Annotated in this window: 23 protein-coding genes and 1 tRNA gene; 15 read left to right on the forward strand and 9 right to left on the reverse strand. The window is 50.7% G+C overall.

The genetic code is table 11. The annotated features are described in order from the left end of the window. Window positions 1-2 precede the first annotated feature (2 nt). The 12 genes from Q0499_RS07820 to Q0499_RS07870 all read left to right on the forward strand — a co-directional run bounded on the left by Q0499_RS07820 (window position 3) and on the right by Q0499_RS07870 (window position 13125). Window positions 3-425, forward strand: a complete 423-nt coding sequence (locus tag Q0499_RS07820; protein ID WP_299197978.1) for a phage protein Gp36 family protein — start codon at window positions 3-5, stop codon at window positions 423-425. Next, on the forward strand, window positions 425-847 hold the full coding sequence (locus Q0499_RS07825) for a hypothetical protein (protein ID WP_299197979.1): 423 nt from the start codon (window positions 425-427) through the stop codon (window positions 845-847). The genes Q0499_RS07820 and Q0499_RS07825 overlap by 1 nt, the downstream gene beginning before the upstream one ends. Beyond that, on the forward strand, window positions 844-1590 hold the full coding sequence (locus Q0499_RS07830; protein WP_299197981.1) for a hypothetical protein: 747 nt from the start codon (window positions 844-846) through the stop codon (window positions 1588-1590). Before Q0499_RS07825 ends, Q0499_RS07830 begins: the two co-directional genes overlap by 4 nt. Window positions 1591-1596: 6 nt before the next feature. Next, window positions 1597-4263: a tape measure protein gene (locus Q0499_RS07835; protein WP_299197983.1), complete on the forward strand. Its 2667-nt coding sequence runs from the start codon at window positions 1597-1599 to the stop codon at window positions 4261-4263. Then, window positions 4260-4625, forward strand: coding sequence for a hypothetical protein (locus Q0499_RS07840; RefSeq protein WP_299197985.1), 366 nt, complete (start codon window positions 4260-4262; stop codon window positions 4623-4625). Before Q0499_RS07835 ends, Q0499_RS07840 begins: the two co-directional genes overlap by 4 nt. 3 nt (window positions 4626-4628) lie before the next feature. Beyond that, entirely contained in the window at window positions 4629-8159 is a 3531-nt protein-coding gene (locus tag Q0499_RS07845) for a hypothetical protein (RefSeq protein ID WP_299197987.1), read from the forward strand. Beyond that, window positions 8159-9070 (forward strand): hypothetical protein, encoded by a 912-nt coding sequence (locus Q0499_RS07850; RefSeq protein ID WP_299197989.1) that lies wholly within the window; start codon window positions 8159-8161, stop codon window positions 9068-9070. Before Q0499_RS07845 ends, Q0499_RS07850 begins: the two co-directional genes overlap by 1 nt. A gap of 2 nt (window positions 9071-9072) precedes the next feature. After that, on the forward strand, window positions 9073-9666 hold the full coding sequence (locus tag Q0499_RS07855) for a hypothetical protein (protein ID WP_299197991.1): 594 nt from the start codon (window positions 9073-9075) through the stop codon (window positions 9664-9666). After that, on the forward strand, window positions 9666-11816 hold the full coding sequence (locus tag Q0499_RS07860) for a hypothetical protein (RefSeq protein WP_299197993.1): 2151 nt from the start codon (window positions 9666-9668) through the stop codon (window positions 11814-11816). Before Q0499_RS07855 ends, Q0499_RS07860 begins: the two co-directional genes overlap by 1 nt. Then, window positions 11809-12033 carry a hypothetical protein gene (locus tag Q0499_RS07865; protein ID WP_299197995.1) on the forward strand — a complete coding sequence of 75 codons (225 nt, stop codon included), beginning with the start codon at window positions 11809-11811 and terminating at the stop codon, window positions 12031-12033. The genes Q0499_RS07860 and Q0499_RS07865 overlap by 8 nt, the downstream gene beginning before the upstream one ends. A gap of 155 nt (window positions 12034-12188) precedes the next feature. Further along, the gene (locus Q0499_RS23675; RefSeq protein ID WP_363317780.1) at window positions 12189-12365 is read left to right on the forward strand and encodes a Com family DNA-binding transcriptional regulator; all 177 of its coding nucleotides are present in this window, start codon (window positions 12189-12191) and stop codon (window positions 12363-12365) included. Continuing rightward, window positions 12325-13125, forward strand: coding sequence for a DNA adenine methylase (locus tag Q0499_RS07870; protein WP_299197997.1), 801 nt, complete (start codon window positions 12325-12327; stop codon window positions 13123-13125). The genes Q0499_RS23675 and Q0499_RS07870 overlap by 41 nt, the downstream gene beginning before the upstream one ends. A 94-nt stretch (window positions 13126-13219) precedes the next feature. Here Q0499_RS07870 and Q0499_RS07875 read toward each other — a convergent pair whose 3' ends face one another. From Q0499_RS07875 to pyrE, 3 genes are all read right to left on the reverse strand, one after another. Further along, window positions 13220-13711 carry a hypothetical protein gene (locus tag Q0499_RS07875; RefSeq protein ID WP_299197999.1) on the reverse strand — a complete coding sequence of 164 codons (492 nt, stop codon included), beginning with the start codon at window positions 13709-13711 and terminating at the stop codon, window positions 13220-13222. 385 nt (window positions 13712-14096) lie between these two features. Then, window positions 14097-14172, reverse strand: a tRNA-Phe gene (locus Q0499_RS07880). A gap of 95 nt (window positions 14173-14267) precedes the next feature. Continuing rightward, window positions 14268-14909: an orotate phosphoribosyltransferase gene (gene pyrE / locus Q0499_RS07885; protein WP_299198000.1), complete on the reverse strand. Its 642-nt coding sequence runs from the start codon at window positions 14907-14909 to the stop codon at window positions 14268-14270. 197 nt (window positions 14910-15106) lie between these two features. Between pyrE and Q0499_RS07890 the strand changes: the two genes are divergently transcribed. Then, on the forward strand, window positions 15107-15874 hold the full coding sequence (locus Q0499_RS07890; protein ID WP_299198002.1) for an exodeoxyribonuclease III: 768 nt from the start codon (window positions 15107-15109) through the stop codon (window positions 15872-15874). Between the two features lie 89 nt (window positions 15875-15963). Here the strand turns inward: Q0499_RS07890 and rph are convergent, their stop codons facing one another. Next, window positions 15964-16731 (reverse strand): ribonuclease PH, encoded by a 768-nt coding sequence (gene rph / locus Q0499_RS07895; protein WP_299198003.1) that lies wholly within the window; start codon window positions 16729-16731, stop codon window positions 15964-15966. Between the two features lie 138 nt (window positions 16732-16869). Here rph and Q0499_RS07900 point away from each other — a divergent pair, with 138 nt between their 5' ends. Further along, window positions 16870-17733 (forward strand): YicC/YloC family endoribonuclease, encoded by an 864-nt coding sequence (locus tag Q0499_RS07900; RefSeq protein WP_299198005.1) that lies wholly within the window; start codon window positions 16870-16872, stop codon window positions 17731-17733. Between the two features lie 235 nt (window positions 17734-17968). Beyond that, a complete protein-coding gene (locus Q0499_RS07905) occupies window positions 17969-19189 on the forward strand; it encodes a site-specific integrase (protein ID WP_299198007.1) in 1221 nt (406 codons plus the stop codon). On the opposite strand, the gene Q0499_RS07910 is transcribed toward Q0499_RS07905, so the two are convergent. The 5 genes from Q0499_RS07910 to Q0499_RS07930 form a co-directional block, all read right to left on the reverse strand. Beyond that, a complete protein-coding gene (locus Q0499_RS07910; protein ID WP_299198009.1) occupies window positions 19182-20105 on the reverse strand; it encodes a hypothetical protein in 924 nt (307 codons plus the stop codon). The genes Q0499_RS07905 and Q0499_RS07910 overlap by 8 nt on opposite strands. 349 nt (window positions 20106-20454) lie before the next feature. Continuing rightward, window positions 20455-20673 carry an AlpA family transcriptional regulator gene (locus Q0499_RS07915; protein WP_299198011.1) on the reverse strand — a complete coding sequence of 73 codons (219 nt, stop codon included), beginning with the start codon at window positions 20671-20673 and terminating at the stop codon, window positions 20455-20457. Next, on the reverse strand, window positions 20670-21230 hold the full coding sequence (locus Q0499_RS07920) for a tyrosine-type recombinase/integrase (protein ID WP_299198013.1): 561 nt from the start codon (window positions 21228-21230) through the stop codon (window positions 20670-20672). Before Q0499_RS07920 ends, Q0499_RS07915 begins: the two co-directional genes overlap by 4 nt. 142 nt (window positions 21231-21372) lie before the next feature. Next, entirely contained in the window at window positions 21373-21867 is a 495-nt protein-coding gene (gene radC, locus Q0499_RS07925) for a DNA repair protein RadC (protein WP_299198015.1), read from the reverse strand. 21 nt (window positions 21868-21888) lie between these two features. Then, the gene (locus Q0499_RS07930; protein ID WP_299198018.1) at window positions 21889-22698 is read right to left on the reverse strand and encodes a DUF932 domain-containing protein; all 810 of its coding nucleotides are present in this window, start codon (window positions 22696-22698) and stop codon (window positions 21889-21891) included. Window positions 22699-22746 lie beyond the last annotated feature (48 nt).

A 22746-nucleotide genomic window follows, 5' to 3' on the forward strand; every position in this document is an offset into this window, starting at 1 on the left:
CCATGTACGCAGCCCGCAACGATATGACCAAACGCTTCGGTGAAGAGGAACTAATCCTCCTCACCGATCGGGACGGCTCCACCGGTGTCATCGATGACACAGTGCTGAACCAGGCATTAGCCGATGCCAGTGCCGAGGTCGATGGTTATCTCGGCGGGCGCTACACCCTGCCCCTGCCCAGCGTGCCCGACGTTTTAGTACGCATCTGCTGTGATGTCGCCCGCTATCTGCTGCATGACGAACACGCGCCAGAGCGTATCGAAAAGCGCTATGACAATGCGATCGACTTTCTCAGCAAACTGGGCACCGGAAAAATCTCCCTGGGCATGCCAGATGAAGGTGATGCCAGTCCCAGTAACAACACTGCACAGATGTGCAGTGATGGCCGGGTGTTTGGTCGTAAAAACAGTAAGGGATTTATCTGATGTTTCAACTAACAGATAACTACCTGGTTGCAGAAGACCATCTAGTGCAAGCGCTAGAAGCGGTCTCCGGCCTGCGCAAGGTATATCGCAGCTGCGACCTGGCCGAGATGAAAGAGCGCGGCCAAGTAACCCCCGCTGCGCATGTTATCTATGCAGGTGATGCTGTGTCAGAAACATCGCAAGGCGGACTGCAGGGTAATGTCACCCAAACATGGATGATCGTCATTGCCGTCAGCCTACGGGACGCCAACAAAAGCGGCCCGTTGCTGGCCTCAGTGATTCACGCCATGGCGGGGCTGCACTGCGAGTTAGGCAACTTTGTGCGCAAGAACGCGCCCTCTCGACCGGGCTTTTCTAACGGCTTTGGTTACTACCCATTAGCGTATCAAATTAAATTCAAAACCAAAGGAGCACGCCCATGAGCGGACTACTGTTAGCAGGCGACGTTTACTTCGATCGCTTTGATGAAACCGGCAACCCTACCGGTCTGGTCGGCCCGTTGAACGCAACCCAGTTGCAGATCAACACCCCCTCTGACACCAAAGACCGAACATCCAAAAAGAAAACGTCGTATGGCCAGGCGTTGAATAGCGTCACCATTGCGAAACCCAGCGAAATTGCGATCGCGTTTGATGACCAGCCTGCAGAGATGTTGGCCATGGCGCTGATGGGCGAAATCGCCACTATCAATCAGGGGGCCGGTACCGTCACCGATGGACCGGTCACGTTGCTGAAAGCGGGATTGTGGACAAAGCTGCCCAACAGCAACCTGGCAACCGAGGGGCTTAGCGCCGTACATGCCGCTGATGATAGCGCGATAGCCGCCACCGCATATGAAGTGAACTATGCCGCCGGGATGATTCGGGCCACCGCCAGCGGCACTCTGGCAGCGGGTGGTGATATTAAGCTGAGTTATGACTACGCAGCTGTGAGCGGTTCGCGCATTAAAGGCGGCGTTCGCCCCACCATCAATGCGCGTATCTTCCTGGACGGCACCAACCTGGCAACCGGCAAGCCGGTTAAATGCGAGATCCCGAAAGCCTCGCTTGCGCCATCTGCCGCCGTGGATCTGCTGGCCAGCGAGTATGTATCGACCACTCTGGGTGGAAAACTGATTCTGAAAGATGGCGAAACCGCGCCCTTTTATATCGATCAGGAAGGCTGATAACCGATGAGCGTGAAGGAAACCGCCCTCAGTATTCTGATTAAGGCCCGTGATTTAGCCAGCGCTCCGCTGGCTAAATTTCGCGGGGCGATTAAGGAAACAGATGCCAGCACCAAGGATGCGGCTAAGTCGGTCGATAAATATGGCAACCAGCTGACCGAAGCGGATAAAGCCGCCGGGCGGTTTATCGACAAAAGCGATCGGATGCGCGAAGCCAATGGACGGTTTGTTAAAGGCTTGGAAAAAACCAATAAGACCCTGAAAAAGAACAAAGATGCGACGCATGCCGCCAGCGGTGGTATCTCATCACTCACCACCAAGGTTATCGCCCTGGCCGGGACGTATCTGGGCATCAATGCGCTGAAAAATGCATTTAGCGGCATCATTGGCACCGGTGCACAGTTTGAGCTGTTAGAAACCCAGATAACCACGTTGATGGGGTCTATTGAAGCGGGCAAAGAAGCCGTTCAATGGATTAAGGATTTCACAGCGACAACCCCGGCAGAGCTGACCGGTGTTGCCGAGGGGTTTATCAAACTTAAAGCCTTCGGTATCGACCCTATGAATGGTTCATACCAGGCGATTATCGATCAGACCGCGAAGCTCGGCTTTTCCCAGGAGAAGATGGAAGGCGTTATTCTCGCGGTGGGGCAAGCCTGGACAAAACAAAAGCTCCAGGGTGAAGAAGCACTGCAACTGATAGAACGCGGTGTTCCGGTATGGGATCTGCTGGCGAAAGCCACCGGAAAAAATACGGTTGAACTGCAAAAACTCAGCTCTGCAGGCAAGCTTGGCCGCAAAGAGATAGCCCTGTTGATTGAAGAGATGGGGCGTGCTTCTCAAGGGGCCGCCGCCGCTCAGATGAAGACCTGGAATGGTCTGTTCAGCAACCTGAAAGATTACTGGACTAATTTTGTTGGTTTGATTGCCGATGCCGGGGTGTTTGATTTTGCCAAAGCACAGCTCGAAGAGATGCTGGCGCTGTTTGGCCAGATGGCTGCAGACGGGCGGTTGAAAGAATATGCCCAACAGATATCAGACTTTTTAGTCAGCGCTGCGACAAAAACCAAGAAATTTCTGACGGATTCGGTAGGCAGTTTTGAAGCGCTGTTGGCGGGTGCCAGTAATATTCTCGACTCGCTGAATGAAACGCTCGCGGGTACCAATAAAATATTTGCCGCCTTCTCTATTGTTTTCAACGGCTTTACAGCAGGCATTAAAACCGTTGCCTGGACAGTATCTTCAGCCATTGCGGCCATGTTGGATGCCCTGTCGAAAGGACTGGGGGCTGTTGGCATGGAGGAAGCCGCCGCCCGTTACCGTATTCAAGCGGCGGGCATGCAGGGTGTCAGCAAGGCGTTCAAAGAAGCGCTGCAGCAGGATGCAGCGGATATCTCTGATGCCTGGAACACTCTGGCAGACGACGGGCTGAAACCTCTTAAAAAAGCTGTTTCAACGGCAAAGTCAGAGATTGTCAGCCAGTTTGATGCGATCGCCAACAAAGCCAAAGCGACCAGTGAAGAGCTGCGGAATGCGTTTGTTGACAGTATTAATACAGCAAAAACTCAAGAAGATGTTGAGCAGCTCAAGAAGAAATTTGAACAGCTTGGACAAGATGGCCGCGTATCGACTGACCATCTGGTGCAGGGGTTATTTATTGCCGCTGATGCGTTAGACGCCCTAAAGAATAAAGCCGAACAGGCCAAAAAAACCGTTAAAACGATGGCTGACGGTTTGGGCACTGAAACGACAGCGGTTAAAGAAAACACTAAGGCCACGACAGAAAACGCCAAAGCCGCCACTGAAAATGCCAAAGGCAAAGAGAAGCACAACACCGCCCTGCTGGCGGGGTATTCATACGCGCTGAAGCTTGGAGAAAAAACTAAGGCTCAGTGGGATGACCTCGGCTCTGCGATGAGTGAGCAGTGGAGCCGGATTGGTGAGGGTTATGACAAAGTCATGGACAAGTTCCACTTTGGGACATTGCTCTACCTACAAACCCTGAAACAAGCCATCGGGTATGAGTTACACGAAGGCAAAAAAGTCATGGAGTCTTATAACCAGCAAGCCGCCGCTGCAGAGCGTATGGCCAAAGTGCTGGAACAAGGAGGCCAGCAGGCCGCTGCGCTGGCCAGACATGGCGAAAAGTCTCTCAGTGCTTTTACCCTGCTGGACAAGACCCGTCTTGATAGTTTGCGCACCGCGATGGATGCCATAAACCGTGAAAGCCAGCAGTTAACTGACAATCTCAGCAGCACCGTGGCCAGCCTAAGAGATGAGCTGGCAGCCCTCAAAGGTGATAACGCATCCATTGAAGTGAATCAGTTTGAACGTCAGTTGAGCGAGCTGCGTACGGCACAAAAAGCCGCCCGTGATTCAGGCAATGCTGACGCGATGAAAGAGGCAAATCAGGCCATTCAGCTGCTAAAAGAAGCCCACCAGCTGCGTCTAAAAAACATCGAGCAGGAGAAAGCTCAGGCCCAGGCACAGCCTCAATACAACCAGGAACCCACTGCGCCTGCTTCTCAAGCACCGGCTGCTGTAGCAGAAGGTAAAACCATGACGGTGCACTTCAAGTCAGATAATGGCCAATCAATCAGTGGACAGTTCTTTGAGTCCGATGCCGAGGTGCTGGTTCGTCAACTGAGTGACGCTGCGAGTATTTCACGATGATTACCTTAAACGCGATCACACTCCCCGATGACCTGATCTGGTCTGATGAATTCGCCTGGTCTGCTGTACGCCAGAGCGCTGATGTGACGTTAACAGGTGCCCTGATTGTTGAGGAAGCCGCGCAGCAGGCTGGCAGACCGATCACGTTGGTCGATGGCTGGGCAACCCGAGCCACGGTTGAGCTTCTGTATGCATTAGTGCAGCAACCCGGCCAGGTGCATTCGTTATTGCTGCAGGGCACAACTTATTCCGTGATGTTTCGTCAGGCCGATGGCCCTCTCACTGCGAATCCGGTGCAGCCAGTTACCGATCCGGCACCGTCCGACCTCTACATAATTACCCTCAGACTGATGGTGGTATAACGTATGACAATTTTAGATACAGATATCAAGCTAATGGCGTCGGAGCGTCTGTCCGATAGCGCTGACGGCGGTGGCATGATGAGTGCGGTGGTGGTAGAGGATGGCGTGGTTAATAACCTATTCCCGGATATCAGCCGCCTCGACCGAACCTATGGCCGGGTAAACCTGCGTAAAGCCTATGCGGCTGTTCAGACAGCCAACAAAGATATGTACTACGGCAGTCATGCGATCATTACCGACGCACCGGCAGACCCTCGCGTTTCGGTAGTAATGTTTAGCACCGAGAGCTATACCGATGAGCGTACTGACGCCCGTGACCGGATAGAGAGCTATGTAGTGAAAGGCCCGGTATCGGATTACACCCTGCTGGGAGATCAGCTGGAAGGTCAGCGGATGGTTAAACTGTATTCCCGGGTGGATGCAAAGCTGCCAGAAGTGGGGCAGGTGTATCTGATTCGCGAAGAGGACTCCAGCGGTGAGTTGACCGGTGAAGAACAGTACATCCGCATCGATGCGGTCAGCCATGAGATACAGGAGTTTGAAGACGACCGCGGGGTGTTTGAGCGCCGTGTTTATGTGCTGGATATTGGGTCAGCCCTGCGGGCGACATTCCCAGGCCCGCAAACCGCCAGCCGCTTTTCCTCTGTTTCTACGCCCTCTGTATTTCGATCAACTCAGGTCGCTGACGCCAGCAATTACTACGGCATTGTGCCGCTTGATACAGCCATCAGCCCCGGTGATATGAGCATCAAAGCCGCCTCTATGTTCGGTCAGTTAGTGCCAAGTGCCACGGTTGAAAGCCCGGTTGTTGATGTTCAGGCGGGTGTCGATCGACAAAACCTTGTCGCAGCCGGTGACCCGTATTCCATATCGGTCAGCTACACCCTGATTGCCGCTGGGTTCTCGTTTGGCCGCGCGGTGGTTCCGGGTTCGGTCACGTTAAACCTCGGCAATAACGCGACATTTGAAGATGATAGCAATGGCAACCTGATTTGTAATACCAGCATCAGTACTGCATATGGCATTGTTGGCACACAGTACGGCACTATTGAGTACGACACAGGGGCGGTAAGCGGCGCGCATTCATATAGCACTGCCAGTTATACCTTCACCGCAACCCCAGCAGCAGCTATCTACGACACAGCCCACACTGACCACGAAACGATAGAACTGGCCAATCGCGGCTATAACTACGTTAAAACACTGCGCCCAATCCCGCAGCCTGGAACGCTATTTATTGATTACATGGCCCAGGGCGAATGGTATCAGATGAAAGATAACGGCAACGGTGTGCTGGCGGATGAAGCCGGAGGCGCGGGAACCATCGATTATGTGACCGGCTCGGTAGTGGCAACACTGGGAGCGTTACCCGACACAGAGAGCGAGATTATCTACACCTGGGCAACCCCGGTACACTATGAGATCCGCACCACTGACCCTGATGTTGAACCAGCTTACCTGACATTCACCGTTTCAGCAGGCGAGATTCTGCCTGGCAGCCTGTCGCTTAGCTTTGATGCGGGTGGCGTTGTAAAAACAGTGACTGATGATGGCAGCGGCAATCTTATCGGTGACGGCACCGGCCGCGTTATTTATGGTCTTGGCCAGGTAGGCCTTCAACCTTCCGCTATGCCAGATAGCGGCGCAGTACTGACCATAGAATATGACAAGGGCGTCATCCAGACAGAGGATGTCAGCGGCTATTCGATGAGTGGTGATAACGCCACGTTCACAGTGGCGGCCGCCCCGGTTGTGCCTGGGACTTTCTCTGCGTCATTCAGCCAAAACTGGTCCTATGATAATCAGGGCTTTACCACCTCAACGGAGAGCGGCACAAAGACAGTCACAGTGTATGACAAGGGTGATGGCACCCTCAGCAACGGAGGCACGATTAACTATGCCACTGGAGCCATCTCAATACCGGTTAATTACAGCGACAGTCAGGGAAATAGCTATTTCGTGGGGACTTACCGATCCGAGACCCGTAGCGGCACTATCTCTGGCAATATCGCTGTGCATTATCAGCAGGACAGTGTGACCCCGACCGCTGTGTCTGAGAGTGCAGCCCTGCCAAATGTCACCTTGGATCTGACGCCGACAACTATCAGGAAGATTGTTCCAGGCAGTCTGGAGTTCACCTGGAACGGCAAAACCCATATCGACCGGGAAGGCACTATCTACACAGATTGGGATCGCAACACCGGCGCGGCCACCGCTGCAGGGAGTATCGACTACGCATCAGGCCAGATCTCGTTTGATAGCTATCAGGGCGGCGGCAACAATACGCTGACCATTAAAACCATGCTGACTAAATACGGCGATTGGACAGCGCACGATCTGTATTTCAGAACGCCTGGTGCGCCGTTGCGGCCTTCCTCGCTATACCTTCGCGCCAACAAGCCGGACGGCACCCTAATAGGCTTAACGCCGAACGGACAAGGCGTGATCGATACTAATGATGCCCAGGGGACGGTTGATTATGAAACCGGTATTGTTAGTGTGCAGTTCGGGCGCTATGTGCTGGAAAGCACTCTGACCGCCTATAACCGCACCGAGCTATGGTATAACGCTGCGAATATTCTTGAGGACGGCACCATCTGGGTGCCAGATCCGGTAGACCCCGGAACCATGAAATTTAACGCCGTTGTGTACTCAACCATGCCGCTTGATGCCTCTATTTTGGGGCTGGACCCGGTACGCCTGCCGATAGACGGCCGGGTGCCGATTATCAGAAGTGGCGATGTTATTGTCATCCACAGCACCCAAAACGAAACGCTGAGCAGCCCGCTATCAGCTGGAGATGTGGAGAACCTAAGCCGTGATCAGTTGGCGTCCTGCTATCTGATCGATCAGACTGGCGCAAGGGTCGATTCTTCGCTCTATACGGTAAACCGGGAGACGGGTGTTGTTACGATGGCCAACCCGGCAGACCTAAGCGCCTACGTCGAGCCGCTTGTTGCTGTTCATCGCATCGAGGATATGGCGCTGGTAAACGAGGCGCAGATTAACGGCCAGCTGGCGTTAGTTGGCGCAATTTCCCGAGCATACGACCCAGCCGAAACATTCATCTCCAGCGCATTGATCTTTGGCGACATCGGCAGCCGGGTACATCACCTGTTCAGCCAGTCAACCTGGACAAGCGCTTGGTCAGACGCACGGATTGGTAGCAATACCACCGCCCAATACAACGATCTGTTGTACCCGCTTCAGGTGGACAATAAGAACGCTATTCGGGAGCGCTGGGCAATTATCCTCACCAGCTCCACCACGTTTAACGTGGTTGGTGAAGTGTCTGGGCAGATCGCTACTGGCAACACAAGTACTGACTGTGCGCCGGTTAACCCGATTACAGGCGAGCCTTATTTCACCATTGCTGCTGACGGATGGGGTGGGGGCTGGGCCACTAATAATGTCCTGCGTTTCAATACAGACGCCGCTCACGCGCCGATCTGGATTGCCAGAACGACAATCAGCGGCACACCGACTAAAGCCGATGACTCATTCAAATTGCAGATAAGAGGGGATGCAGACTGATGACTACTATTTTAGATGTAGATCATCCCGATTTAGTCGCATTCTATAAATGCGATACCTTATCAGGAGGTGTTTTAGTTGATCAAACAGGTAATTATGACGCCGAGGCGATAGCTGACCCGACAATAGAGCCCTACGGAAAAATAAACGAAGCTGTTAGTTTTTCAGACAATAACGGCTATCTAACAAATTTTGGCCTGGGTGGCCGCTACTTAGATGCTATCTCCTTTTGGCTATATTTCCCGAATGGAGGATCGCTGACTGGGTCAGAAACAATAGGTACTCTGTCGACGTGGATCGGTGGATTATTTGTTGGTAGGCCGACAACACTTCTGCCAGCCGATACTGTTCTGTCATTCTCAATTTTTCCGCCCGGGAGCACTTCAGGCTTCAGATATTATTATGGTACCGGCGCCATCAGCCCGGGCTGGCATAACGTAATAATAAACTGGAACGGAAGTAGCTATGAATTCTATGTTGGTGGCGTACTTCTGCCATCTGGCATATATAGCTCAGGTAGTGGGTTTCCAACGGGGCGGCTTGATCTAAGCGACCTGATGCTGGGAATGCGTAGAAACACATCAGAGTTAAGTATTCACAAAATAGATCACATACGAATTTTCGAGAATGGCGGGGAGGGTCTTACACAGGGATACATCGATCTTCTTGCTGCAGAAGATCCTCGATTTGAAGTCAATGGAATTATAACTGTTGATGAAGTAGGAACATCATCAGAAATTCGCATTTATAGCGCGATCACCGGTGAGCTTCTTCACAAAATCAACGCAAACGCCCTCGGTGAGTATTCACAGATATTAGGGACAGCAAACGATGTTTACGTAATGGCCATAGAGTCGTCAGGATACCGCCCATTAGTGCATGGACCTATAACACCAACATTGAGGAGCTAATGATGACGATACGAATGTCTACAACCCTAAGAAACGCCCGCGCCACCGCCATCATCACTGCACTAGACGCAGCGGCAACGCCTGCCGTATTTGAGCAGTACAGCGGCGGCCAGCCAGACCCAGACGCCTCTATTACATCGATGACAGCGCATGCTGTCAGCACAGCCTATACGGCAGGTGATTACGCCACCGCAGTTGGGCATTACTACCGTGCAGAAAACACCGGCACCAGTGCAGGAGCGACGCCCGTATGGCCGACAGACGGAGGAACGGTGGCAGATAACGATATCACCTGGCAGGATATGGGCGAGATCCCCGTTCTGCTGGCCACTCTTACTCTGAGCCAGCCAAGCGGTAGCGTTGCAAACGGGGTGTTAACGTTTGATGCCTGGACAGAAGATAGCAGTGCCGATGCAAGCAATATCGCCAGCTGGGGCCGTTTTAAAGACGGGGATGGCAACAACGTCCTGGACGGCAGCGTCGGCGTGACAGGATCGGGCGCAGCCTTCATCATCAACACCACTAATATCGTATCGGGCGGGCCTGTCAGGATTAAATCCGGTACCACGCCGCAACTGATCGAACCAGGTGCGTAATGTCATACACGCCACCGGCAGGTAATGCAGTAAATTTTAGTTTTACCGGTGCATATACACCCCCTGCCGGGGATGCTGTTGATTTTTCGTTTGTTGATTCGGCGGCGTTTGAGCTAAGAATATCGGCCTCACTGCCAGTGTTATCGGCAGCAATTGAGACAGAACACGCGCAGCCAGTCGATCTACAGATCACCGCCCAGCTTCAACCGCTGCAGCCATCAATTAGCCTGTACCTGGATAATGTCCGTGATCTGACTATAGCGGCCACCCTGCCGCAGATTCAGTCCGACTTACAGCTGGCGCGAGGCGCTGCGCTGACCTTAACGACTGAACTGCCCGCGATGGTCAGCGGCGTTACTTTGCAATGGGGTGAAAGCATACCCGTTGTCACCCTGACAGGCGGATCATCAAACGATAATTCAGGCTATCGCTGGGGCGTGGCGGCAATAGCAGACCTTGAATCAGAACTGTCGCACAATGACTCACCTAACAAGCAATCCAGCAGCGCTGGGCGATGGCAGGACGGTACGGCACACAATGCAGAACCGGAAATACCCCACAGCATGCTCCCGCAGTTTGATACCGAACGCAGCAGCGGCTGGGACAGCTTTATCAGCTTACTGAACAGCAGTACCGATCTGCCAAGCAACTACCCACTACCAATCGATCTGATCAAATACCAGTTATGGGCAGACTTTATCATAACGCGGGATAAAGACCATGCAGACCCGTGGAACTGGCCACCCCCGGTCGATGTTGACAGTATCTATCAATTCCAGCGTGTCGATGACCTCGGTGACCGCCTGATATGGGACACGCGAGACTACACGCCCCCGCGCCGATATGAGGTTAATTTCAACTTCACTGAATCCTATATTCCGCCACCTGCTGAGGCGGTCAACTTTAGCAGGGGGGCGGCATCACCATATGAAAACCAGCCAATACGTCCTGTAGATCCGGGACTGTCATTAGCCCATAACGTACCTGCATTTGTAGATGAATCCAGAAAAGTAGTATGGGGCGATGGTAGCTGGACACGACCAACGCCAGATTATTCCTACAGCCCCGGCTGGACAGCCGAACCGGAGGAAGAAGCCCCCAGGCCAGTTCAGCCGGATATCAGAGGAGTGTATATCTTCATGCCTGTATTAACCCTGTATCGCACCCCAGACGGGGCTGAAATTGCAGCGACTAACGTTAACTGGAGCACTGATGCTGACTCATGGGGCTGGCGCTTCAGTGCAACCATTAAGCATGAATCTGATATAGCCCTGCTCAAGCCTGATAGCAATGGCCCGCGAGAGATTGCCTGTGAGATTAATGGTCATCTATTCACCGCGATTGTTGAAAGTTACGGCCGGAATCGCCAGTTCGGGCAAACAGGTTTAACAATCAAAGGTAAAAGCCGTAGCGGGATACTCTCAGATCCTTATGCACCAAAGAGAAGTAAGGCTATCAGCGCGCCTTACACCGCTCAGCAGTTGGCAGAGCAAGAGCTGGCGAATACTGGCTGGACACTCGACTGGCAAGCCACTGACTGGTTGATCCCGGGCGGTGCTTTCAGCTATCACGAGTTAGACCCGATCGCAGTGATAAAACGCCTGGCAAACACTGCTGGTGCCATCGTGCAAAGTCATGCAGCTGATAAACAGCTGATCGTTAAGCCCCGCTACCCCGTCAGCCCGCATAAATGGAATGACCCTGGCACAGCGTTAGATGCCATTCTCCCTGCTTCGCTTATCCATCAGGCGGGCAGTCAATTCAAAACACTACCGACGTATAACCGGGCCATCGTTGCAGGCGGAAAAACTGGCGGCGTTATTGTCACGTTGACCCGTGATGGTACCGCAGGTGATGAGCTTGCACCGTTAGTAACAGACGATCTGGTCACACACCAAAGCGCAGGCTATGAACGCGCCCGCATCGAGATTGCCAAGGGCGGCACCTGGGAAGAGATGAACTTCACAACCTGGCTAACCGATTACGGTCTGGCTCCTGGGCTGCTGTTACCGGGCCATCTGGTAGAAATTCAGGATCTCAACGAAACCTACCCCGTGCAGATATCCGGCACCACCATCAATGCACAAAGCAACAATCAGGGGCTGACCGTTCGTCAGCAACTGTCAGCGGATAGGAGGATCAATGTCTAACGTATGGACCCAGTTTGAGAGCCTGTTGGAGAAAGACTCAACCCAGATAGCCACCATCATCAGCACTGACGGCACAGAATCAGTCGTCGAACTGCTAAGTGGCGACCGACTAAAGGTAATAGGCACCGGCACCCCCGGTGGGAATGTATACATCAAAGGAGGAGAGATAAAACAAGCAGCCCCAACGCTGCCACAACACAACATGATTCTGTATTAAGAGTCAGTAGCAAAGTAAGAAAACAGAAGGAAGCGACCCAATAACGCGGCAACGTTATTGAGCCGTCAGAACACGTAAACCAGCTACGTGAACCAACCCAGGGCTTCCCCGCCTCGCGAGGCAGGGCAAGCCTACCAGATTTTAGGTAGGTTCACATGCAAGACATACGATGTCAGCACTGTAACAAGCTGTTGGCCAAAGCAATATACACACTAATCGAAATAAAGTGCCCGCGTTGTGGGTGCATCACTGAGAGGACCTTGAGTCCCATAGATATGAAAGGAAAATATCATGGCGAAGCCTCTCATCCCGTGGATCGGCGGAAAACGTAAACTAGCTGATCACATTTTGCCGCTGTTCCCTGAACACTCATGCTACGTTGAGCCGTTCAGTGGAGCTGCGGCTCTGTTCTTCTTAAAAGAACCCAGCCATACCGAAATTCTGAATGATGTTAACGGCGACCTGGTGAACCTTTACCGGGTTGTTAAGCACCATCTGGAAGAGCTGTATAAACAGTTCAAATGGATTCTAACCAGTCGTCAGAACTGGCAGTGGATGCAGCAAACACCACCGGAAACGCTGACTGACATCCAACGGGCGGCCCGGTTCCTATACCTGCAGAAGCTGGCCTTCGGTGGCAAGGTCGAAGGCCAGAGCTTCGGGACCAGCACCACTGGCAGACCCCGCTTTAACATATTCACCCTGGAGCAAGATCTCGCCGATGCCCACTACCGATTGTCCAATACAACCATTGAACATCTTGACTGGAAGCGCATCATCAAGAAGTACGACCGGCCCGGCACCCTGTTCTACTGTGATCCACCCTACTGGCAGACAGAAGGTTATGGCGTCCCGTTCGTCTTTGAAGAGTATGAAGAGATGGCCAGGCTGGCCGAATCGATACAGGGCCACATGATCATCAGTATCAACGACCACCCCGACATTCGAAAGGTATTTGCAAACTTGCCAGTGGTCGAAGTAGATTACCAGTACACTGTCGGTGGATCAGACAAAGCCTCAGACTGTGTAGAACTGATATTCGGCAACTGGAAAGAGCAACCAAAGGCGAGAGGCCAGCAGGGGCTTTTTTAGATAGGAGTTATGGTTAGAAAGGGCGTTAGATTCTAACGCCTTGTTATGTGATGAATACGCTTAGGCTGAGTAATGATGGTGCTTTATTGACAGATCACTCTTTTCCTTTAACCGCAGCATAAGAGTTATATGCTGATTCAGCAATATTTCTATGTCGCTTTCCGGCTCCTTCGTATTTAACAGCCAGGGAAGTTTGGCTAAAACCTCCCACAGGACCTTTATCACTGCTGCGCTTTAAAGCCTGCGTCCAGCCTCGCTCAAAGTCATTATAGTCTTGAGAGTCTCTAGGGTGAGGGTTTAAGAGGGCTCCATTATTGAGATAAAAGCTCCTAAAACCTTTATCGATCACATGCCTTCTACTCTCACCAGCGTCCATAACGACTTCATAAACCCGAGTATCACCAATAATACCGGCATTTTTAGGTGACAACAGCTGATCCCACTCTCCTGCACTGTTCAATTCCCAGCCGCTTCCGCAAACATTACATGTATAGAGGCTACTGTCAGGCAATTCACTGATTAGCTGTAAATCCGTAATTTTAGGTCTCTTTGCACCTTGGCATGGGCATTGGCTCGAAATACTCATACGTTCCCTCGATAAATAAGACGATAGTGTGCGATGTGGTCACACGGCTGCGATACGATACATATAAGAAATATAACCTGAATTAGAATCCAGTATAGCCAGTAGATTTTCAAGTGTGGGATATAAACTAATAAATATCGGTCATGTCTGAGCTGTTTATTACGTATAGTATCGTACAGTTTTCTTTGAGCGAAAAAGAAATCTAGAATATCGTGCGGCGGTGCGTGTTATGGAGAGAGTTAGGTTCGGTCTTCAGCTGTGACAAACAATGCACAAATCATGGCCAAAAAAGCCGCGCGGTTACACCGGTTCGTGTTCCGAGCTGCGATACCCCAGATACAAAAAAGCCCCACTGCAAAGTGAGGCTCTTTCAAAACAAAAAAGATGGTGCCCGGACTCGGAATCGAACCAAGGACACGAGGATTTTCAATCCTCTGCTCTACCGACTGAGCTATCCGGGCAACGGGCGCCTATTAAACACGGCTGTCCGCTAAAAATCAACAGTATTTCAGGACGCTCCGATAAAATATTACGTTACTGAACAATAAGTAACCAATCAGATGCCGTATTGTGACCGATAAGCTGAGATCGCTTCGATCTGAGCGTCCATTCCGCCCTTCTCGGCCAGGTATTCAAGCAGATCATTCAGGGATACGATGCTGGCCACCGGCATTTTATAATCCCGCTCAACCTCCTGAATCGCTGACAGCTCGCCTTTGCCCTTTTCCTGACGGTTCAATGCGATAATGGTTCCGGCTGGCGTCGCTCCCGCCTGCTGAATAATATCCATAACCTCACGAATCGCCGTCCCTGCAGTGATAACATCGTCGATAATCAGCACCCGGCCCTCCAGTGGCGCACCCACCAGATTACCGCCCTCACCATGGTCCTTAGCTTCCTTGCGATTGAATACATAGGGCATATCCTGACCAAACTCAGTTGCCAGTGCTACACAGGTTGCGGCAGCTAATGGTATCCCTTTATACGCAGGCCCCAGAATCACATCATACTCAATCCCGGACTGCTGAATCGCGGCGGCATAACACTTTCCCAGTCGAGCCAATGCAGCACCGCTGTTAAACAATCCGGCATTGAAGAAGTATGGGCTGGTACGGCCCGATTTCAGGGTGAACTCGCCGAATCGCAACACCTCTTTATCAATCGCGAACTCGATAAACTCTCTCTGATAATCCTGCATTCTGGGCACTCCGCAACGCTGTTTAAAAAGTGGGCGTATGATACAGGTTTTCTTCCTGCCGCTCCATTATGCGCACTACTTAACTTCTGAATTGTTCACAAAGCGATTAATAGTCGGCGCTTTAGATTCAATTTTCTTTAAACACCCAGTACAATGCGGCTTTCGCCTTAAATTGCGTTTTCACAGGTTTATAAGCTATGCGCGTCATTACATTCAATACCCAGGGTATTGAACAGGCAACAGACAAAGGATTCTTCCAATGGATGGTCGAGCAGGATGCCGATGTGGTATGCCTGCAGGATCTGCGTGCCAAAGATTATCAGCTGGACGATAAACGCTATCGTCCCGATGGCTATGAAGCCTATTTCTTCGACGCCTTTGAAGATGGCTACAGCGGCGTGGCGATCTATACCCGGGTGATGCCGAAAGCGATTATGACCGGCCTTGGCTTTGAGCAATGCGACTTCAATGGTCGTTTTATTCAGGCCGACTTTGATAATGTCAGCGTTGCCGCATTCAGTGTACCTTCTGGCCTTAAAAGCGAAGAAGCCCAGCAAACCAAAGATGAATATCTGCACCTGCTCAAAGGCCACTTTACCAAGACTCTGCGCAAGCGCCGTGAATTTATCTTCTGCGGCCCATTACTCATCGCCCACAAGCCTCAGGACCTGAGCAACTGGTATGTGAATCAGAAAGTGTCTGGCTTTCTGCCTCAGGAACGGGCGTGGCTGGAAGAGCTATTTGGCGAGATGGGCTATGTTGATGCCTTCCGTCAGGTAAATCATGTCGACCAGCAATACACCTGGTGGCCTGACTACAACAAAGCCCGCGACCTGAACGAAGGTGCGCGTCTGGACTACCAGATCACCACGGCGAATCTGCGTAAAACCATAAAATCAGCGTCGATCTACCGGGATCAGGTATTTTCTGCCCACGCGCCACTGATTGTTGATTACGATCTCTGATAGCGGTGAACCAATCAAAAGATCGTAAAAAAGAGCATAAAAAAGGGAGCTGATGCTCCCTTTTTTCACTATATAGGTGCTCTATACCATCAGGCTAACGCTTTTTCCTGCAGTTCACACAGCTCAGCAATACCCTTTTTCGCCAGTTCCAGCATCGCATTCAGCTCTTCCTGTGAATAGGGCTCACCTTCTGCAGTGCCTTGTACTTCAACGAAACCGCCTTTACTAGTCATGATCACGTTCATATCGGTTTCTGCAGCAGAGTCTTCAGCATAATCCAGATCCAGCACCGGCTCACCTTTATAGACGCCAACAGAGATCGCAGCCAAACCATATTTGATCGGATCGCCTTTCATCGCCCCATGTTTATCTTTCTTGAGAAAGCTGATGGCATCACGCAGCGCCACATACGCACCGGTAATAGACGCCGTCCGGGTGCCACCATCCGCCTGGATTACATCACAGTCGATGGTAATGGTGTTCTCACCCAGCTTTTTCAGATCCATACAGGCGCGTAAAGAGCGACCAATCAAGCGCTGAATCTCAACCGTACGGCCTCCCTGCTGGCCTCTGGCGGCTTCGCGGCCATTACGGCTGCCGGTCGCCCGGGGCAACATGCCATACTCAGCTGTGACCCAACCGGAGCCAGACCCCCGCAAAAAGCGCGGTACTCCACGCTCAACGGACGCGGTACAGATCACCTTAGTATCGCCAAATTCCACCAGCACAGAGCCTTCTGCATGCTTGGTGAAGTTACGGGTGATACGCACCTCACGCATCTGGTCCGCCCTGCGATTACTCGGCCGGAAGGTGGTGACGCCAAGGTTTTGTAACTGATCTGAAATTGTTGAGCTCATGTACTTAAGAATCCTGTTCGGAACCCCGACCGGACGCATAGTGGAAGCGGCCGAGGACTGTTAGAATAAAGCGCAAATCCACCGACACCTGCTTTAGCGTCGGCAACGAAACCAGCATTCTAAACGAGAACAGACGATATGACACGCAGCATGACCGCTTTTGCCCGTCAGGAAGTGCAACATGAGTGGGGCAGCCTGATCTGGGAAGTCCGCTCAGTAAATCACCGCTACCTCGAGCCCCACCTGCGGCTGCCAGAAAGCCTGCGTGATCTCGAAGGGCCATTGCGGGAAACGCTGCGTAATAAGCTGAGCCGGGGTAAAGTCGAATGTACGTTGCGATTTGTGCCTGAAGCCCAGTCCCAGACCCTCACCGTCAACGAAGCCTTTGCACGGGAGCTGCTGGAAGCCGCGCAACAGGTGGAAAATCTGCTACTGGTGTCAAAACCGATCGATACCATGGAGCTGCTGCGTTGGCCCGGTGTACTGCAGGACACCAAGCTGGATATGGATGCCGTCAAAAAAGCCAGCCTGACCCTGTTCCATAAAGCGCTTGATGAGCTGATCGAAAGCCGCGGCCGCGAAGGTTTAGAGCTGGCTGCCCTGATCGACCAGCGACTCGACACCATCAGCGAGATCGTCAGCGACGTTCGCAGCAAACTCCCCACTATTCTGCAGGCCCAGCGCGACAACCTGAAAGCCCGACTGGAAGACCTCAAAGCAGAGCTGGATGAGGGGCGCCTGGAGCAGGAGATGGTGATACTCGCGCAAAAAGCCGATGTTGACGAAGAGATGGACCGCCTCAACACCCATGTTCAGGAAGTAAAACGGGTACTCAAATCCAAAGGCCCGATAGGCCGCCGACTGGACTTCCTGATGCAGGAGCTCAACCGCGAAGCCAACACCCTGTCATCCAAATCCATCGTTTCCGATACCACCCAGAGCGCTGTTGAACTTAAGGTTTTGATTGAGCAGATGAGAGAGCAGATCCAGAATATAGAATAATATTCCAACTCATTCAAATAAGAACATTAATATCTGTTTTTAAACATATTTTTATCAAACTCGATTTCATGAAGTCCATTCCCATACCACCAAATCCAATATTTTGTGGGTAGCAAAACGGGTAGTGAATTATGATTTTGGTTGATATTAAGCCAAAAAAACAAATACACTACCCACTTCGACACTCACCATGTTTGAGTTAATTAACCAGGCATGAGCTGATAGAGAGAAAGAAGTGGGTAAACTTACGGTCAAGGAAGTGCAGAGCATCATTAAAAATGCAGAGCCTGGACGCTATAGCGATGGTGGCGGGCTGTACTTAATGATACCTAAAAGTGGTTCGCCCTACTGGATGCTCAGGTACACCCAACATAAGAAACGCAGAGCATTAACGCTAGGCAAGCATCATCACCTAACACTTGCCGATGTAAGAGCAACTGCAGAAGAATTCAAGAAAAAAATTAGAAACGGCGAGGATCCTATCGCTGAACGTAAGCGTGAAGAGCAGGCTGTTATTCATACCGTGGAAGGGCTCTTTAACGATTGGTATCAAGGACTCGTTTTACGCCTTAAGCATCCCAATATCCCCAAGCGCATCTTCGTCAAAGAGATAGCCCCACAAATTGGGCGACATCCTTTAGAAAAGGTAACTCCGATGGACGTACGGTTTATAGTGAAAAAAATTGCCGAGAGTAATCGTCCAACAATTGCTAACGATACGCTAATGTATCTAAAACAGTTGTTCAATCATGGCATTAAATTAGATCTTATCAGATACAACCCAGCAGCCGCCTTCAATGTTAATGATGCTGGTGGCGTAGAGAAAAGCCGCATAAGAATGCTGACCTTAGATGAGTTAGCACATGCATTTCAGGTTTTCAGAGACAATCGCGATAGCTTTACACGTGATAACTACTTAGCTTGTGCTCTTCTCGTTGTGCTTGGTGTACGTAAAAGCGAACTAACAGAGTCAAAGTGGGCCGAATTTAATCTAGATAAGAGTCTCTGGAATCTTCCTGCCGAACGAAGCAAGTCCGGTACAGCCATCACAATACCTCTCCCTCCACAAGCTATTGAGTGGCTCAGAGAGCTAAAGATTCGTGCTTGCGGATCCGAGTATGTTTTTCCTAGTAGACGCGCTAGTAAGCGTCCACACATGGGAAGCGATACCCTCAATAGAGCAATCTCAAAGCTTTTTGGCCAAGAACCAGGAAAAGAAAAGCAACCCCCTAATAGAATGGGTGATTTAGAGTACTTTACAGTCCATGATTTACGCCGAACCTGTCGAAGCCTACTCGCGTCGGAAGGCGTGCCGAGCCATATAGCCGAGCGGTGTTTAAATCATAAGCTCAAAGGAGTTGAAGGCACTTATGATCGGTATGATTATCTTGATGAGCGAAGAGCGGCTTTAACATTAGTCGCAAAATCTGTCAGCCCACTCATGATAGCTACCTGAGTTTATCCACCTTGGCATATTCATTTTCAATCAATGTTTCAACAAACTGGTTGAGTTTCATACCCCGCGCAGCGGCCATGTTATCTAGCTTCTGTTTTATCTCCTCACGAAGCACCAAATTGCAGGCCTTTTTACCTTGGCGATTATCACGATGTTTTTTCTGTTGCCAGGCTTTATTGAAATCATTCGTAAACAACCGCTTAGAATCAGGCAGTGCATCCCATGAATCAAATGCGGCATATATTGCTAAGTAGATTTCTTCACAACTAGTTGGGGCAAAGGCAAATACACTTGGCTTGCTAACTCCGAAACTCATCTTACTTAGGTATTCCCAAGCCCATCGAATCTGGTCTTCATTGTCTTGTTTTAGCCAAGTAAAGGGTTTGCGGGAACGATAAATTTGAGCCCATTGAGATTTAAAGTACGCAACTAAATCTTGTTGCCAACCAAGTGGCTGAGCAACGCGATCAAAGAAGCGAACTATTTCCTTATAGCGCTCTTTTGTGCTCGACGGGGCCGCTTTTAGATAAAGCTGCCCGTACGGTACTGCCAGTGCCGGTTGATGACCTTGCCCTGGCTGAAATACAGCTGAGTTAGGAGCTGAAGAAAAAGTGTTCCTCGAGATTTGAATCCAAACCCAGTAGCAAGCACGGTCACTTTTTTTGAACCACTCAAGCTCACTCTCTAGTAAAAGATTTTGTTTTGCTTGCGCTAATGTAGAGCGAACATAGTCATTTTTTTTCTGACTATTCCAATCTTGAGCCGAAATAAAATCGTTAAATATCTTCGCTCCCTCCTCTCCAGTTTGAACGATCGTCCCTACGTGAGCTCCTTGCGACTGCATCACTCTCAAGCAGGACTCAACAAGACGATGATCACCACCAGAAACCTTAGACACACCTTCAACCTTAATCAAAACACCACCCTTACTGCGTAATACTTTAAGTATCTCCAATCGTAACCTATGGATAGAGTTATAGGATATAAAAACATAGTAAAAACGTGACTAATTAGACAATTAAACTACAACCTAGTAATTTAAAAACAATAGGTTATAGTGCGAATCCAAAAGAAAATAACTTCAGAGTGAATCATTATCCTATACACCATCAATTACTGATGCTCAGCTTATCCCATAATCGATAAAATACAGCCTCATTAAAGATGAAAGAAAAAACTAAGATCTACGGTACTGGTAAGCGCAACTTCGGTTGTAGCAATCCCAAAAAAATGGAGGCAGTCCTCCATTTTGCAAACGCCAGCCGTTAGCTAGCCATATCCCGCTGATGGATTTTTTGCTCAATCCATCTCTGCACCTCTCCTTCAACCCATGCGACATTGCGTTTGCCAAGCTGAACAGGCCTAGGGAAGTTATTCTTAGCACAATACTTGTAGACAGTAGAGCAGGCTAGACCCGTGATGCCCATCACTTGCCGAAGCTTCAGCAGCTTGAATGCACCTGAAGTTGCTTCCGAAGCAATCATAATTCTAACTCCTTAAAATCTTGGTCCACCTCATCTTGGGTGATACCGATATAGCACAGGGTTACGCCCTCAGAGCTGTGCCTGAGCATTTTCATCACTCTCGCAATATCATTAGTGGATTTATAGAGGTGATAGCCACGGGTCTTCCGCATGGAGTGTGTACCAAGCACCAGTTTTAACTCCTCCCCTATCGACCCGAAGGCCTTACTCACTGCTCGCCGAGATATTGGGTGAGGCGAACGATTAACTGACTGACGGCTTCTGTACGATTGAAATAAATAAATGTGGCTAGGATGATCCTGTTTTATCCGATAGATGATTTGTAATGCTTTTGGATTAAGTTGAATACTGGCTTGCTTACCAGTCTTTTGTTCACGGAAGACCAATCGGTCCTCCTCTATGTCGCTATACTTGATAGCAAGTAGATCAGAGATACGTAATGCCAAGTTAATCCCAATATTCCAGATATCCGACATCTGCTGACTATGACGAATTTCCAGAAGATGGCTAATCAACTTGATGGTGTCCGTATCTTTAACCGCTTGGACTTCTGCCATAGCGTGTTCCTTTTTTCGATTGAGATGATTATTTTGAGAACTTCGGAGAGGAAGCTTCGCTCAAAGCCTCATGTAGCAAGGGTTTGCAAGTTCCCAAAAGACTAAAATGGGAACCTGAATGGTTCCCTTGAAAATATAAGATTTAAAGTAAACCTCGTTCAGCAAACGATACTGTCCCTTCAAGGCCAACAACGATGTGATCCAGTAGGCGCACTTCAACTGTACTTAAGGCCTCCTGCAGCCGATTGGTGATCTCACGATCAGCCTGGCTGGGTTCAGGATCACCTGACGGATGGTTGTGGACTAGGATTACAGCCGCTGCATTTTGCGCCAACGCTTTTTTCACCACCTCCCGTGGATGTATGCTGGCTGAATTGATCGAGCCCATGAAGAGCTCAACAAATTCGATGATCCGGTGGCGGTTATCCAGTAAGACCATACCAAATACCTCTCTTTCGTAATGCATCAGCAAGGTCTGTAGGGCGCTGACAACCGCTTCAAGATTCAGCAGCGGGCGTCCACGCTTAAGCCGTCTGCGGGCCAGCATATTCGCCAGTCGCATTAGTTCTCTGTCAGTGACTGCGTCGGGTACGACATAGGTGCCGGGAAGTTCCCCGGCGATCAGTTGTGTTGTCATTGTTGTGTTCTCCTGGTTGCCTTAGGCTGCTTGGGACTGACCTTTCAGCTGGGCGAAGTGTTCGGTTAGCTGCCACAGTGCCCGGTTAAGTCGGACATCTTCGGTAACTGAGCGGATAGCGCGAGTGCGGGTGTGTCGGCCAGTGCGAGAGCGTCCAGACATACCGCCTTTCAGCAGGTTTTCCTGAGTCCGATTAAAGACTCGCCAGAGGTCTTGGTCCCGGTCTTCAGCGCGCCGGGCTTGTAGTAGTGTTTCGGGCTGCACAGGACTGATCTCTCGCCAGTCTTCGCCATAGCGCAGTGTTAGGGCTGATTGCGCGTACAGACGAGACTCCTCCGGTGTCAGTCGCATCGATTGAAACTGCTCAACGCTGCCTGCAAGATTTGGCACCTCATCAATCAGCGCGATAGAGCCGTCCAGAATCTGATCAACAACCTGTTTGCCATGTCGTATACGAATACCGCCCAAATCGCCGACGGGTGTGACCATGCCGTTACTACAGACCAAACGAAATAGTCCCAGGTCTAGTTGATAGGCCGCTGTGCGGTCATGACTATTAGTCAGAACCAACTCGGCAACGCTGTCCCCGACCACGATCTGACGATCAGGATCCTGACGAAAGCGCACCATATGCCGGGTGGTGTCACGGTGCTCAGGATTACGGACACGTGTTTGTTGTGCTCTAACAGGGTGCCAGCCTTCAGCGTGCAGGGCATTGATCACCTCAATAGTAGGTACAAAACCGTAACGATCTGATACCGCCAGATCAGGTGCCTGAGCAAAGATAGCCGGTGCCTGACGATACAGTTGATCATGGGATAAAGTATTCATGTTAAGCCTCCTATCCTGCACAGGACGACCCCGCAGGGTTGTCTATCC

Source organism: uncultured Amphritea sp., from assembly GCF_937127095.1.
Lineage (GTDB): Bacteria > Pseudomonadota > Gammaproteobacteria > Pseudomonadales > Balneatricaceae > Amphritea.

What these genes read in the sequence shown, in the direction of transcription:
- Q0499_RS07820 (WP_299197978.1), top strand. Translation starts at nt 3, where the DNA reads ATGTACGCAGCCCGCAACGATATGACCAAACGCTTCGGTGAAGAGGAA.
- Q0499_RS07825 (WP_299197979.1), top strand. Translation starts at nt 425, where the DNA reads ATGTTTCAACTAACAGATAACTACCTGGTTGCAGAAGACCATCTAGTG.
- Q0499_RS07830 (WP_299197981.1), top strand. Translation starts at nt 844, where the DNA reads ATGAGCGGACTACTGTTAGCAGGCGACGTTTACTTCGATCGCTTTGAT.
- Q0499_RS07835 (WP_299197983.1), top strand. Translation starts at nt 1,597, where the DNA reads ATGAGCGTGAAGGAAACCGCCCTCAGTATTCTGATTAAGGCCCGTGAT.
- Q0499_RS07840 (WP_299197985.1), top strand. Translation starts at nt 4,260, where the DNA reads ATGATTACCTTAAACGCGATCACACTCCCCGATGACCTGATCTGGTCT.
- Q0499_RS07845 (WP_299197987.1), top strand. Translation starts at nt 4,629, where the DNA reads ATGACAATTTTAGATACAGATATCAAGCTAATGGCGTCGGAGCGTCTG.
- Q0499_RS07850 (WP_299197989.1), top strand. Translation starts at nt 8,159, where the DNA reads ATGACTACTATTTTAGATGTAGATCATCCCGATTTAGTCGCATTCTAT.
- Q0499_RS07855 (WP_299197991.1), top strand. Translation starts at nt 9,073, where the DNA reads ATGACGATACGAATGTCTACAACCCTAAGAAACGCCCGCGCCACCGCC.
- Q0499_RS07860 (WP_299197993.1), top strand. Translation starts at nt 9,666, where the DNA reads ATGTCATACACGCCACCGGCAGGTAATGCAGTAAATTTTAGTTTTACC.
- Q0499_RS07865 (WP_299197995.1), top strand. Translation starts at nt 11,809, where the DNA reads ATGTCTAACGTATGGACCCAGTTTGAGAGCCTGTTGGAGAAAGACTCA.
- Q0499_RS23675 (WP_363317780.1), top strand. Translation starts at nt 12,189, where the DNA reads ATGCAAGACATACGATGTCAGCACTGTAACAAGCTGTTGGCCAAAGCA.
- Q0499_RS07870 (WP_299197997.1), top strand. Translation starts at nt 12,325, where the DNA reads ATGGCGAAGCCTCTCATCCCGTGGATCGGCGGAAAACGTAAACTAGCT.
- Q0499_RS07875 (WP_299197999.1), bottom strand. Translation starts at nt 13,711, where the DNA reads ATGAGTATTTCGAGCCAATGCCCATGCCAAGGTGCAAAGAGACCTAAA.
- pyrE (WP_299198000.1), bottom strand. Translation starts at nt 14,909, where the DNA reads ATGCAGGATTATCAGAGAGAGTTTATCGAGTTCGCGATTGATAAAGAG.
- Q0499_RS07890 (WP_299198002.1), top strand. Translation starts at nt 15,107, where the DNA reads ATGCGCGTCATTACATTCAATACCCAGGGTATTGAACAGGCAACAGAC.
- rph (WP_299198003.1), bottom strand. Translation starts at nt 16,731, where the DNA reads ATGAGCTCAACAATTTCAGATCAGTTACAAAACCTTGGCGTCACCACC.
- Q0499_RS07900 (WP_299198005.1), top strand. Translation starts at nt 16,870, where the DNA reads ATGACACGCAGCATGACCGCTTTTGCCCGTCAGGAAGTGCAACATGAG.
- Q0499_RS07915 (WP_299198011.1), bottom strand. Translation starts at nt 20,673, where the DNA reads ATGATTGCTTCGGAAGCAACTTCAGGTGCATTCAAGCTGCTGAAGCTT.
- Q0499_RS07920 (WP_299198013.1), bottom strand. Translation starts at nt 21,230, where the DNA reads ATGGCAGAAGTCCAAGCGGTTAAAGATACGGACACCATCAAGTTGATT.
- radC (WP_299198015.1), bottom strand. Translation starts at nt 21,867, where the DNA reads ATGACAACACAACTGATCGCCGGGGAACTTCCCGGCACCTATGTCGTA.
- Q0499_RS07930 (WP_299198018.1), bottom strand. Translation starts at nt 22,698, where the DNA reads ATGAATACTTTATCCCATGATCAACTGTATCGTCAGGCACCGGCTATC.